At 42.0% G+C, this 13128-nt stretch carries 10 protein-coding genes and 1 other RNA gene; 5 read left to right on the forward strand and 6 right to left on the reverse strand.

From position 1 onward, the window contains the following. Positions 1-301: 301 nt before the first annotated feature. The 3 genes from AOG27_RS03885 to fabB all read right to left on the reverse strand — a co-directional run bounded on the left by AOG27_RS03885 (position 302) and on the right by fabB (position 3819). The gene (locus AOG27_RS03885) at positions 302-1318 is read right to left on the reverse strand and encodes an aspartate-semialdehyde dehydrogenase (protein ID WP_054551679.1); all 1017 of its coding nucleotides are present in this window, start codon (positions 1316-1318) and stop codon (positions 302-304) included. Between the two features lie 32 nt (positions 1319-1350). Further along, a complete protein-coding gene (locus AOG27_RS03890) occupies positions 1351-2472 on the reverse strand; it encodes a 4-phosphoerythronate dehydrogenase (RefSeq protein ID WP_054551680.1) in 1122 nt (373 codons plus the stop codon). A gap of 132 nt (positions 2473-2604) precedes the next feature. Continuing rightward, positions 2605-3819, reverse strand: a complete 1215-nt coding sequence (gene fabB, locus AOG27_RS03895) for a beta-ketoacyl-ACP synthase I (RefSeq protein WP_054551681.1) — start codon at positions 3817-3819, stop codon at positions 2605-2607. A 179-nt stretch (positions 3820-3998) separates the two neighbouring features. Between fabB and mnmC the strand changes: the two genes are divergently transcribed. Further along, entirely contained in the window at positions 3999-6047 is a 2049-nt protein-coding gene (gene mnmC, locus AOG27_RS03900) for a bifunctional tRNA (5-methylaminomethyl-2-thiouridine)(34)-methyltransferase MnmD/FAD-dependent 5-carboxymethylaminomethyl-2-thiouridine(34) oxidoreductase MnmC (protein ID WP_054551682.1), read from the forward strand. A gap of 22 nt (positions 6048-6069) precedes the next feature. On the opposite strand, the gene AOG27_RS03905 is transcribed toward mnmC, so the two are convergent. Continuing rightward, positions 6070-7527 (reverse strand): OmpA family protein, encoded by a 1458-nt coding sequence (locus tag AOG27_RS03905; protein WP_152967106.1) that lies wholly within the window; start codon positions 7525-7527, stop codon positions 6070-6072. A gap of 142 nt (positions 7528-7669) precedes the next feature. Here AOG27_RS03905 and AOG27_RS03910 point away from each other — a divergent pair, with 142 nt between their 5' ends. From AOG27_RS03910 to AOG27_RS03920, 3 genes are all read left to right on the forward strand, one after another. Then, positions 7670-8305, forward strand: coding sequence for an SDR family oxidoreductase (locus AOG27_RS03910; protein WP_054551684.1), 636 nt, complete (start codon positions 7670-7672; stop codon positions 8303-8305). Positions 8306-8398: 93 nt separating this feature from the next. Further along, positions 8399-9235 carry a substrate-binding periplasmic protein gene (locus tag AOG27_RS03915; RefSeq protein ID WP_054551685.1) on the forward strand — a complete coding sequence of 279 codons (837 nt, stop codon included), beginning with the start codon at positions 8399-8401 and terminating at the stop codon, positions 9233-9235. Positions 9236-9242: 7 nt separating this feature from the next. Continuing rightward, positions 9243-10721, forward strand: coding sequence for a methyl-accepting chemotaxis protein (locus tag AOG27_RS03920; protein ID WP_054551686.1), 1479 nt, complete (start codon positions 9243-9245; stop codon positions 10719-10721). Here the strand turns inward: AOG27_RS03920 and AOG27_RS03925 are convergent. Continuing rightward, entirely contained in the window at positions 10711-11484 is a 774-nt protein-coding gene (locus tag AOG27_RS03925; protein ID WP_054551687.1) for a sulfite exporter TauE/SafE family protein, read from the reverse strand. The genes AOG27_RS03920 and AOG27_RS03925 overlap by 11 nt on opposite strands. A 205-nt stretch (positions 11485-11689) precedes the next feature. Between AOG27_RS03925 and AOG27_RS03930 the strand changes: the two genes are divergently transcribed. Beyond that, a complete protein-coding gene (locus tag AOG27_RS03930; RefSeq protein ID WP_054551688.1) occupies positions 11690-12406 on the forward strand; it encodes an enoyl-CoA hydratase/isomerase family protein in 717 nt (238 codons plus the stop codon). A gap of 87 nt (positions 12407-12493) precedes the next feature. Here the strand turns inward: AOG27_RS03930 and ssrA are convergent. Next, positions 12494-12852, reverse strand: a transfer-messenger RNA (tmRNA) gene (gene ssrA / locus AOG27_RS21160). Positions 12853-13128: the final 276 nt, after the last annotated feature.

The following is a 13128-nucleotide window of genomic DNA, read 5'->3' on the forward strand; positions in this document are numbered from 1 at the left end:
ATGTTAACGCAGCAACCCTGGTTGCTTAAACATCAAGTAATTCTTGCAGAATTGATTCTTAATTATGTTTTCTTGCAAGCTCTATTCCAGCTGCAAACTATAACTTAGTTGCCTTGCAATATCTATTGCAACACCTTGATAGTAAATAGCTTAAATATTAGCGGCTGAGAGACTTTTTTATTGTTATCGTTAAGTTTATACGCTTTTACAACGTATGCGGCAATAATTTGGCAGTGAATTCACAAAAAAAGCGGCAAATTGCCGCTTTCTGTCAAATTTAGCTCAGCCTAAATCATCAGATTTATAAATAATTTGCGATAAGCTCTTCAGCAATCTGCACACTATTTGTTGCTGCACCTTTGCGCGTATTATCACTTACAACCCACATATTTAAACCATGTGGATGCGAAATATCAGCACGTAAACGCCCTACGTATACTGTATCGTTACCACTTGCATCAGACACAGCTGTTGGGTAATCGGCTAAGTCTTCAATAAACTCAACACCTGGTGCATCGTTTAATAGCTGCTTCACATGTTCGATATCTACTGGCATACGCGTTTCAATATTGATCGCTTCACTGTGACCAAAGAACACGGGAACACGAACACAGGTCGGGTTAACCACAACACTGTTATCACCTAAGATCTTTTGTGTTTCGTTAACCATTTTCATTTCTTCGCGGGTATAACCGTTATCTTCAAAACTGTCTATTTGTGGGATCACGTTAAAAGCAATTTGTTTAGGGAAAACGGCATTATCCATCGGACGCGCATTCATTAAGTTTGCTGTTTGCTTGGCTAGTTCATCAACGGCTTCTTTACCCGCCCCCGATACAGCTTGATAAGTTGATACGTTAATACGGTCAATGCCATAAGCATCATAAATTGGTTTTAACGCCACCAGCATTTGAATCGTTGAGCAGTTAGGGTTTGCAATGATGTTGCGGTTTCTGAAATCCGCTAAGCTTGATGCATTCACTTCAGGAATAATGAGTGGCACATCGTAGTCATTACGAAAGTGTGAGGTATTATCAATTACCACACAGCCTGCGTCCGCCGCAATCGGTGCATATTTTTCAGAGACACTGCCGCCTGCTGAAAATAAACCAATGTGAGCTTGGCTAAAATCAAACTCTTCAACATCGATTACTTCAATGCTCTCACCGCGAAATTGAATTTCTTCACCAGCACTACGGCTGCTTGCGAGTAAAAATAACTGGTCTACCGGAAACTTACGATCTTCTAAAGTTTCGATAATCTGACGACCCACTAAACCTGTGGCACCTAATACGGCTACATTAAATTTTTGCGACATGTATTTTCCTCTTTTGAATAAAGCAAATGGCTTTATTCGTTAATTCTAAATCCCAGTGCAGCTAATGCGCCTTCGCATGCACTGTTGGCAGCCACCGACAACGTACTAAACTCGCGTCGTGGCGGGTAATTCTTACGTAAACTATCAAAGCCTTCGCTTGCTAATTTACTGCGTAAAATGCCATCGTCGCGACGCACATCATAAATTAAGTGCACCAAGCGACCTATATCGTCTAGGTTAAAGGTTTCACCTAGCGTGACAGAATGGCTAATTGGCTCTGGTAAAAAATCGTCCAGAGACTTAAGCGCTGCGATGCCTTCAAGCTCACATACTTGCTGATACAGCATTTGTGTACCGCGGGCTTTGCCTTCAAGTGTATGCCCTGCAATATGTACGCTGGCATAACGTACATAATCAAGCAGAGGTGTCAGTATATTGGGTTCGTTTTCCCAAACATCAAGCACACAATCTAATTTTGCGCCTTGCTCAAACAATGCTAGCAATGCTTGGTTATCAATCACATCACCACGGCTTGCATTGATAATCGTCATGCCCGGCTTAAGTGCTTTTAAGCGTGTTTCGTCTAGCATGTGCAAGGTTTTATGTGGCCCTTGTTTAACCAATGGCACGTGAAAAGTCACAATATCAGCTTGGGCTAGTAATGTGTCTAACTCAATATGCTCTGCAAGCTCACCGGCTTCATGTTTTGGTGGATCACATAACAATACATTCATGCCTAGCAAGCTTAACTTATCACGTAAACAGCTACCTATACTGCCAACACCCACTATGCCGATGGTTTTGCCTTGTAACGAGCTGGCATTTTCTTGGCTCAAGGCATACAAGCAGCTAATAACATATTCAGCAACCGCCACAGCATTACAACCTGGTGCGCTGCTAAATGCGATATTTCGCTCAGCAAGTAACTCGGTATCAATGTGATCAACACCTATGGTTGCTGTGCCCACAAATTTTAATTTATCTGCTTGAGTGAGTAAGGCTTTATCTACATTGGTAACAGAGCGGGTTAACAAGATATCGACCCCGACTAGCTGCTCGGGTTGGAGATTACGGCCATCAAATCGCTCAACATCACCAAAATCGGCAAAGTACTGCTCAACCAATGGCATATTTTGATCTGCAAGAATTTTCATTTGTGTGTCCGAGAGGCAGAAAGTGGCGCTATTGTAGCGAATTTATCAGTATTCGGATAGGTAACAACTAAGACTTTATAACAAATGAAAAAGCCGAGCTATTGCTCGGCTTTAAGCAAATACTGGAGAGGTTTAACCTTTATATTTGCTCATTACTAATGTGGCGTTAGTGCCACCGAAACCGAAGCTGTTAGACATAACTGTATTTAGTTCAACGTCTTTACGCTCAGTTACAATATTTAGACCTGCAGCTTGCTCATCTAGTTCATCAATGTTGATAGATGGAGCAACAAAGTTATGCTCAAGCATTAATAGCGAGAAGATTGCTTCATGAACGCCTGCTGCACCTAGAGCGTGACCTGTCATCGCTTTGGTTGCACTGATCATTGGCGAGTTACCACCAAATACTTCTTGAATAGCGCCAAGCTCTTTCACATCACCAACAGGTGTAGAAGTACCGTGAGTATTTAAGTAATCAATACCGCCTTCAAGACCTTGCATTGCTTGCTTCATACAACGTACAGCGCCTTCACCTGATGGAGCTACCATGTCGTAGCCGTCAGACGTTGCACCGTAACCAGTGATTTCTGCATAAATGTGCGCGCCACGAGCAAGTGCATGCTCAAGCTCTTCGACAACAACGATACCGCCACCACCAGAGATAACGAAACCGTCACGGTTTGCATCGTATGTACGTGATGCTTTCTCTGGTGTTTCATTGTACTTAGTAGACAATGCACCCATTGCATCGAATTCCATTGCTAGCGTCCAGTGAAGCTCTTCACCACCACCTGCAAAGATGACGTCTTGCTTACCTAATTGAATTTGCTCAACCGCATGACCGATACAGTGTGCAGATGTCGCACATGCAGAGCTTAGTGAGTAGTTAACACCTTTAATTTTAAATGGTGTTGCAAGACACGCCGAAGTCGTACTCGCCATAGTACGTGGTACCATGTAAGGACCAACACGTTTTACGCCTTTTTCACGTAAAATGTCAGCCGCTTCAACTTGCCATTTAGATGAACCACCACCTGAACCCACTAATAAACCAGTGCGCTCGTTTGAAACTTGATCTTCACTAAGGCCAGCATCTGCAATCGCTTGTGACATTGAGATATAAGCGTATGCAGCAGCATCGCCCATAAAGCGCATTGCTTTACGATCAACAAACTCTTTAACATCAATATCGATTTTGCCAGATACGTTACTACGTAGGTTGTAGTCAGCAAACTCTTGGTTGAACGCGATACCACTACGGCCTTGTTTTAATGATTCTAATACTTCTTCTTTGTTGTTACCGATGCTTGAAACAACACCGATGCCCGTAATAACGGCTCTTCTCATGGGTAATTACCTTAGCTCTATACTAAATTGTGTTCTATTTTACGCTGAAATTACTTTCGAAGTGGTCAGCTTTCTAGCGTACACATGTACTCTGAATGTCTAGCTTATAAATAACGCCAGACTATTTCAAAGAAAACACGTAAAATAATGAAAAAAGTTTGTAGTTAATTAGTTAAACCATGATCAAAAACGCACATATTCATTTTAATCACCTTGGTACCCCTGTCGCCGATCAGTTTGACGATGTTTATTTCTCTAATGACGATGGCTTAGCCGAATCACATTATGTGTTTTATCAACAAAACCATATCCCGCAACGATTACAAAATCATGACCGTAACCACTTTGCAATTGCTGAAACAGGCTTTGGTACGGGGCTTAACTTTTTAAATACATGGCAGCACTTTGCTGCTCACCTTGATAGGCAGCATGCAGAGCAAGAAGTTCAAAATCAACCCGACCATAGTGGTAAAAAAAGTGTTACCCGCTTGCACTTTATCTCTTTTGAAAAATTTCCTATTAAGCGTGATGACCTTGCTCAAGCACTCAAAGCTTGGCCTAGTTTAAGCAAGTATAGTGAGCAACTAATTGCTCAATACCCAATTAATTTAGCCGGCTGTCATCGCCTAGAATTTGCAGGCGGAAAACTAATACTCGACCTTTACTTTGGTGACGTGCAAGACAGCATTGACGCCATGAGCTACCCAAGCGAAGGAATTGTTGATGCTTGGTATTTAGATGGCTTTGCACCAAGTAAAAACCCAGATATGTGGCAACAGAGTTTGTTCAACAAGATGCGTGCTATCTCAAGATCAAATGCCACACTCGCCACTTTCACTGCCGCAGGCTTTGTCAGAAGAGGACTCATCGAAGCTGGCTTTAGCATGAGTAAAGCAAAAGGCTATGGTAAAAAACGCGAAATGCTAATTGGCGAGCTCACTGAGCCTAATGAGCAACAGTCAGGGCCAGCGTATTTTGCACATCAGCAAAGTGAACTGAGTAATGTGGCTGTTATTGGCGGTGGTATTGCCAGTAGCAGTGTACTGTATTCACTGGCAAAAAGAGGCCTAAAAGCCACGCTTTTTTGCCAAGATGAAGCACTTGCCATGGGCGCATCTCACAATGTACAAGGGGCTGTTTATCCGCATTTGCAAGCGAAGAACTCACCGCACAGTGAAATGTTTGCTCATAGTTTTTTATATGCGATGCGTCTTTACCAACAATTACTTAATGATGGTTTTGACTACCCTCATCAGTGGTGTGGTGTATTACAGCACGCGGTTAAACAAGGTCTAGCTGATAAACATCAAAACCTTGCCGATAAAGAACTTTGGCCAGCTGAATTAATGCGTAATGTAAGCGCTGAAGAAGGCGACGAAATTGCCGGTGTAGAAACGGGCTACTCAGGCGTATTCTTTGCAAAAGGCGGCTGGGTAAATCCACCAGCCCTGGTTACAGCACTCTTTAATGCGGCAAATTCGTTAACTGCCACTACCAATAATAAAATGGACAGTCACTTTAATTGCCATATTGAAAAGCTCGAAAAAACCGCTGACGGCTGGTTACTACACAGCAAAGAGCAAACATTCGGGCCATTTAGCGATGTGATTAATTGTGCAGGTGAACACAGTGACCAGTTTAGCCAAACTCAAGCTCTACCTGTTGTTGGTGTGCGCGGCCAAGTCTCGCATGTGCAAGCAAGCGAGCAGTCAAAACGCTTAAAGACCGTGCTTTGCCATAAGGGCTATTTTACTCCTGAATATCAGGGCCATCATTGCATGGGCGCGACCTTTGAAAAAAACTCAAAAAGCCGTGAAGTTAAAGAGCAAGACAACCACATCAATCGCGAACAACTGTTAAGTTTTTACACAGACAGCGAGTTTGCAACGACCTTAGGTGAGATAACAGCCGCGAAAGCAGCTGTAAGGTGTACCTTCATTGACCATCTACCTATGGCTGGTGAATGGGCTGAACAAAGTGATTATGTAAGCGCGTTTGCTAATCTTCGCTTGGGCAAGCGTTATCAGTACCAAACGTTAACAAAACCTCAGCAAGGCTTGCATGTACTCACAGGCTTTGGCGCAAGAGGGCTGTGCAGTGCCCCCCTTTGTGCTGAACATTTAATTGCTTGTTTAAACAATGAACCAAGACCATTTAGCGAACGCGTGAGTCAAGCTATTCACCCCGCCCGCTTTATTGTTCGTGACCTAATTCGTAATAAAATTTAAGGGGCTAAAAAGCCCCTTTTGATTAATTACTTAATCGCTCAACTAGCTCTACGCGCCGGTTTAACTGACGACCCAAATCGTTTTTATTATTGGCAGCTGGCGCATAAGGGCCTACACCATAACCAATTAAGCGCGACTCTTTAATACCATATTGACTCACGAGCGCTTTAACAACTGCTTTAGCTCGTTTAGATGACAACCCTAAATTATATTCTGGACTTCCTTTATCATCAGTATGACCAACAACGTACAAGTTTAAGCTGTTATTTTTATTTAAAACATCCGCAATCACTTTTAATGACTCGGCTGACTCTGGCTTAATGTCTGATTTATCATGATCAAAGTAAATGCCATAAATGGCTGCTTTACCTTTTTGCTCTAGTTGCTTTAACACTTGGTCCGGATTGGTTTTAACTAAATCGCCTTGTAAAGGCTCCGTTCGAATTATAACAAGCTGCACTCGCGTAGTGCCTTGGTAATTCCCACCAAAAAATGCGACATAGGTTGTTTGATTTTCTATGGTGCTTTTCATTAACTGATAACGCGGCTGACGATAATAGTTATAAACTTGTTTTACCGACAAGTGATCACCAAGTGCTTGTATTGCCTTACGGTCGTCACCACATGCTTGACGCTCGCAACTAAATACCGTTTCAAAGCCTTCTTTTGTTAAGGCAGACACATAGTTATGAAAAACCTTAAGGGTTGATACTTTTCTAATTTCATAAGTAATACGAGTAATATCACCAGTCACATCTTCAGCAGGTAGCGCTTTGTTGTTACGTTTAAATATTCCTGTTGGTAGTGAAAATTCTTCGTAATCAATTTGCTCGTAGTCTTCAATAAAACTACCAGGATAACGGCTAAGTAATGGATGATCGCTTGAGCCTCTAATATCGTCTTTAGGTGCTTTGGTAACTGGATTTGTTTGCTGTTTTGCAAAAGCAGCTGTATTGGCTTTTATCAGACCTGTTTCAAGCTCTTTAATCTCAATTGAGCTACTCATAACACGCGTTTTACTGTTGTACTGGCCAACAAATAACGACACGGCAAACTCAGGCTTTTCACCTTTAGTAGCAAGAAGATAATATGGCTTACGATGATAATTATAGAGCTGAAAGTAACCGACTTCCTCTGCAAAATCACTGCTGTCACCGCAAGCGTCTAACTGACAAGAATAAACAATATTAAAACCATCGGTGAGTAAAGCTTGTTTATAGTTTTCAAATACTTTGAGAGTGGCAACATTGTTTATTTCGTACAATGTGTGGTTTACATCGCCAATAAAGTCTGTGTAACTAAATCGCTCTGACGACTTTTTACTGTCATCAAACTGGCTCATTAATTGTGTCTGTTCGCCACTGAGTTTAACCGACTTTTCAACCTCACTATTTGGATAAGGCGATAGCCATTGATTGGCATATACCGCATTGCAAAATGCTAATGTTACCACCACCAAAAGATTAAAATATATTTTCACTTCAAATCCTTTTAATTGAATTTGTACCTAATTTCATACTATGCCAAATAATACTTTTTTATTCAAAATTTGCTTGTACCCCTTTAAAAATAAATCCACACCCCAAGGTCTTTAGTTACACAGCAATTAGAAGGAGTTTGATATGAAAACCTTAATCATTGGCGCAACGGGCCAAATAGGTAAAATGACCACCGAAAAAATGCTGGCAAGTGGCCATGACGTAGTGGCTCTGGTTAGAGACAAAAGCAAACTGACTGCGCTTGAAAGTAATCATTTAACGATTGTAGAGCAAGACCTCGAAAACGATTTTAGTCGTGCCTTCGAAGGGGTTGAGCAAGTGATTTTTAGCGCGGGATCCGGCGGCGCTACGGGTGCTGATAAAACCTTACTGATAGATTTATGGGCCGCAGTTAAAGCGATTAATTATGCGGTAGATGCCAAGGTTAAGCACTTTATAATGGTGAGCTCAATCGGTGCTGATGCCCCTGATAATATTGAAAGCAGTATCAAACCGTATTTAGTTGCAAAGCACATGGCTGACCAACATTTAATCAATAGCGAATTAAATTACAGCATTGTCAGACCTGGCACGCTATTAAATGATGCAGCCACGGGATTATTAACCACCATGCGCCCTGCAACCCGCCAAGATGCGGTGATCAATCGTGAAGATGTAGCAGATACCCTGCTGTACCTCGCTGAACATACACCGAAAAAACCACAAGTGTTTGAATTATTTAATGGTGATAAGTCAATCGACAGCCTTCTGAACGATTGATTAGGTATGAATACGTATGCATAAGAAATAAGATTGAGAAAGCGCGTAAAGCACTTTAGTTTATTGTTTACATAATAATAACAAAGGTGCTTTATGCGTCATTTTGCTTTTCTTTTTTGCTTTGCTTTTACGTCGGCTTGTTTTGCCGCACCGGTAAAAGTTCAAAGTTACAGTGGCGATACCTCACTTCCCCACAAATTATTGATCAGCGCCATTGAACGGGCTGACTTAGAGTATGTTCACCCTTACGAAACCAATAAAGATATCTCTAACGCACGTATCTTAAACGATGTAAAAAACAACCAGCTGGATGTGATGTGGAGCATGACATCCACTCAGTTAGAGCAAGATTATCAAGCCGTTTATATTCCGTTGTTTCGTGGCTTACTTGGCATGCGAGTAGCAATAGTGAAAGCACAAAATCGCGAACTGTTTAGCTCAGTAACTAGCTTAAAAGATTTAAAACGTTTTACCGCTGGGCAAGGTAAAACCTGGCCAGACACGAAAATATTAAAAGCAAATCAACTGCCTGTTGTTACTACATTAAAATACCCTAATTTGTTCCCAATGCTTGAAGGCGAACGCTTTGATTACTTCCCACGTGGGGTGAATGAACCTTGGGATGAAATTGCCAATCACTCAGAGCTTAACCTCACTGTAGAGCCGCATTTGGTGATTAAGTACACCGCACCACTTTACTTTTTCGTCAACAAAAACAACCACACGCTGCATAAACAGCTAAATGATGCGCTAAACGAGATGATTGCTGATGGCACATTTAACGCGATGTTTTTGGCAGACAGCCAAGTACAAACGGTTTTATCAAAAGCCAACTTAAGCTCGCGTCGCGTTATTGAGCTAGATAACCCAACGTTATCGTCGAACACACCTAATAAAAATAGCCCTTTGTGGTTTAACCCATTTCAATGAGCGCACAATGAAATCATTAAAATATAAAATGACCTTGGCACTGTCTTTGTGCCTTTTACTGAGCGTGATCTTCGTGATCAGTGCAAACTATCTGCTCGCAAAGTCGAGTCAAACACAACAATGGCAAGACGACATTACGGCCCTTAATGAGCAAATGCAGGTTATTTTAGCCGAGCCGGTATTCTCTTATGATGAGCCGTTAATCAATCAGATTATTAAAGCCTTTTCGCAAAACAAACATGTACATAGCATTTCAGTGACAGATCATCGCAATAAGCCACTGGCCACTATTACTAAACAAAGCAATAACGCATCGGTTAGCAAAACTATTGATTTGCACTATTTAGATAATTTAATTGGTCACATAAAAATTGGTTACTCACAACAAGCACTGCATAGCACCATTGCTGAGTCGACACGCACCATGTTTATAACCTTGCTGGTCTCTTTTATCGCCTTGGGTGCGGTGATTATTTATATCGTGCGGCTTTTAGTGATAAAACCAATCGATAGCGTAAATAGCCTTGTTGATGAAATTGTCAAAGGTGAAGGCGACCTTACAAAACGTATTAGCTATCAATCTAATGATGAAATAGGCTATTTGGTTGATGGTTTCAATCGATTTATAGCGCAAGTGCAAGAAATCATCACTGAGCTAGGCAGCACAGCCAGTGAGCTTGAAATGATAGCCAGCACAGTAAACGAAGCATCTGTGCGCTCTAAAAACGAAGCTGAGCTTGAATATAACCGCACTGATTCTGCAACCAATGCGCTTAGTCAGTTAAGTGAAGCAACCAAAGAGATTGCGCAAGGGGCCAATCAAACTGCGCAGCAAACCACCGACGTTCATCGCTTATGCCAACAAGGCGAACAAAATATGAATGCCAATGGCAACATGGTTGACGAATTAGCTGCACAACTCGACCATACATCAAACGTAGTTAAACAACTAAACGCCAGCAGTAATGAAATTAGCCAAGTGCTCGATGTTATAAAAAGTATTGCCGAGCAAACCAATTTACTGGCTCTAAATGCTGCTATTGAAGCGGCTCGTGCAGGTGAATCAGGTCGTGGCTTTGCGGTGGTAGCCGATGAAGTAAGAGCGCTTGCTAGTAAAACCTATGATTCAACGTCTGAGATTGAATCAATTATTGTATCGCTACACAACAATACCTCTGATTGTGTAACCGCAACGGAGCAAAGTAAGTCACTCAGCGATAAAGTGAGCCAAGCGAATCAAAAAAGCCAAGCGGTGTTTAAAGATATTGCTAAACAAATCAATACCATTAATCAAATGAACGAAAGCGTTGCAGCAAGTTCTGAAGAGCAAACCAGTGTGACCGCTGATATCTTAAATACCATGCAGCTCATTAACCAAGGCGCTAAGAGCCTATCGCAAGAAGCTCAGCACCTTGATAACACCATAGGCCAGCTCAATGAACTAGAACGCGGTATCGTTGCTAAACTGGGTTTGTTCAAATACTAAAAGCCATAATTCCCTGCCACGCAAGTTGCAGGGAAAGCACCGTTAATACTAAACGAAAAATCTTTTTAAATTTATCTGACGAAATGCGGTGCAGTAACTTAAGGCCAAGCCAAGTACCTAAAGCACCGCTCAAAATCATGAGCATAACCAGCGGCAACCACTGCCAAAATGCAAAGCCCACAGCCCCATATAAAATCGCTTTTAAGGTATGTTGTACTGTCATGCAGCTTGAAAAAGTAGCGGTAAATTTAAGCTTATTATAATTATTGACATATAAGCAGCTGCCAACCAAAGGCCCACTTGCCCCTACAAACATCGAGATAAACGTGGTCCAAAGTCCAGCAAGAACACGCCATAACTTTGAAGTTTCTCTGAGCTTTGGCGTCACACCCCACAGTAAATAAAGCACAAATGCAGCGACCACTATTTTCATTAATTCTAGGGGAATTGATGTGACAATCGTTGAGGCAACCAGCGCACCTATGACTCCCCCTAGTGAGAAGTACACAAACATAGCGCCATCAATATGCTTAAACGTAAATAAAAAGCGATTTGCGTTAGAGCCTAACTGCACTAACCCATGGACAGGGATAACCACACTCATAGGAAGCATGGATGCCATGATCACTAGCAGCATTAAGCCGCCGCCCGCACCAAAAGCCGCTGAAACCATTGAAGTAAAGCCCGCAACCACAATGAGCATTATTGTGCTGATCGGACTTAATAAATCTCCACCCAAAAACTGCCAACTGATCAAATCCATGGTTACGCTTTAAATAGTGTGTTTGGGCTAACGCTATCATGACTCACCATTATTAGCGACAATTCGAAAAACCCTTTCGACTAAAAGACCATATCAACCAAAAGAGAAGTGCCCCTAAATTCACAACTGGTCAGACTTGTGGTTTATTTTGTTAAACTGATGGTATATAACTATGCCCACAACACAATAAAATTAAAGGCACAGCATGACACTGATGAATGTAAGTACACAAGGATCTGTTGCTATCTTAACTATGACAACAGCTGAAAATCGCCATAACCCTGCTTTTGCAGAGGCTTTTTTAACTTGCCTTGACGAAATCGAACGTAACCCTGAACACAAAGCACTGGTGATCACTTCAAGCAGCGAAAAATCATGGAGTTTGGGCATAGATACCGATTGGCTTATGCCCGCATTAAAAACACAAAAATTTGCTGAAGTAAGTGGCTTTATGCACTCAATGGATGCGGTATTTAAACGCCTATTACTGTTCCCAATGCCAGTAATTGCAGCAATTAATGGTCACACGTTTGGTAATGGCGCCATTTTATCGTGTGCTTGCGATTTTAGGTTTATGCAAAGCGACCGTGGTTTCTTCTGCTTTCCAGAAGTTGACTTATCAATCCCGTTTTTACCGGGCATGCTCGCCTTTATTAAAAAAGCCATTCCAGACTATCGTTTTAACGAGATGATGCTAACTGGCCGCCGCGTTACCGCAGGCGAACTTGCCACGGATCATGTTATTGAACAAGCTTGCCCAGACAACGAAGCTTTATTTAATACCGCCCTCGAATTTGCCAGCCAGTTCGATAAAAAACGCGCGATTTTCGCCGAGCACAAAAAGCGCCTACACAAACACATCATCGACACCATTGATATAGAAAACAAACCGATTATTGATGCTGTTCAGTTGGTTGTTTGATTCTAGACTCTGGACTTCTTTAGAGGAGCTTTAGAAAAAAGTTTTAGCAATAAAAAAGGCCGCTCTGAGAGCAGCCTTTTTCATATTTGGTGGAGCTGGGGGGATTTGAACCCCCGTCCGAAAAGCCTCGACCTTTGGTACTACATGCTTAGTATCGTCTTTTAGTTAACCTTATACAGCTCGGACGAACACGATCTGCAAAGGCGAGGCCGCTTAATTTTAGCCCTTCAACCCCGGCCAGGGTTTCCGTAGCGAGTCCGTGTAGGGTGACACTTCAGAACCGGGTCCACAGACATACACCGGAGAAGTGCTAGCGGGCTATTATGCCGCTAGAGCGTAGTTATCGTCGTTTGCGATTACTTTAAATTGCGGCTTTTTTACGAGGCCAACCGCACCTCGACATGCACCTCGGGCGTCTTGAATTCCGTCGAATCCTAATCAGCCCCTGAATTTGGTATCTCATTCAGAGTGTTCGTGCAGTATAACTGAGTAGCCTGTTCAGACTCAAGGCATTAATCGGGAAATTTTTGCTAAGTGCCTTTGACTGCTGAAATTTCAAGCAGGAAAAGTCAGTTTTATACATATTTTCACATTTTAATCATACAAATCCTTAACATAGTACAAAAGTTGTGCTGAAATAGGAAACGTTGTTACCCTTCTCCAAAAATAACCTGTAACAACACATAACTATAATAACAGGCAGTTTTTTACAGGGCTTTTCA

Source organism: Pseudoalteromonas lipolytica (genome assembly GCF_001306915.1).
Classification (GTDB): domain Bacteria; phylum Pseudomonadota; class Gammaproteobacteria; order Enterobacterales; family Alteromonadaceae; genus Pseudoalteromonas; species Pseudoalteromonas simplex.

Bases quoted from the DNA above. Each gene is read 5' to 3' on its own strand.
- fabB (WP_054551681.1), bottom strand. From the start codon at position 3,819: ATGAGAAGAGCCGTTATTACGGGCATCGGTGTTGTTTCAAGCATCGGT.
- AOG27_RS03930 (WP_054551688.1), top strand. From the start codon at position 11,690: ATGACACTGATGAATGTAAGTACACAAGGATCTGTTGCTATCTTAACT.
- AOG27_RS03910 (WP_054551684.1), top strand. From the start codon at position 7,670: ATGAAAACCTTAATCATTGGCGCAACGGGCCAAATAGGTAAAATGACC.
- AOG27_RS03890 (WP_054551680.1), bottom strand. From the start codon at position 2,472: ATGAAAATTCTTGCAGATCAAAATATGCCATTGGTTGAGCAGTACTTT.
- AOG27_RS03920 (WP_054551686.1), top strand. From the start codon at position 9,243: ATGAAATCATTAAAATATAAAATGACCTTGGCACTGTCTTTGTGCCTT.
- AOG27_RS03915 (WP_054551685.1), top strand. From the start codon at position 8,399: ATGCGTCATTTTGCTTTTCTTTTTTGCTTTGCTTTTACGTCGGCTTGT.
- AOG27_RS03925 (WP_054551687.1), bottom strand. From the start codon at position 11,484: ATGGATTTGATCAGTTGGCAGTTTTTGGGTGGAGATTTATTAAGTCCG.
- mnmC (WP_054551682.1), top strand. From the start codon at position 3,999: ATGATCAAAAACGCACATATTCATTTTAATCACCTTGGTACCCCTGTC.
- AOG27_RS03885 (WP_054551679.1), bottom strand. From the start codon at position 1,318: ATGTCGCAAAAATTTAATGTAGCCGTATTAGGTGCCACAGGTTTAGTG.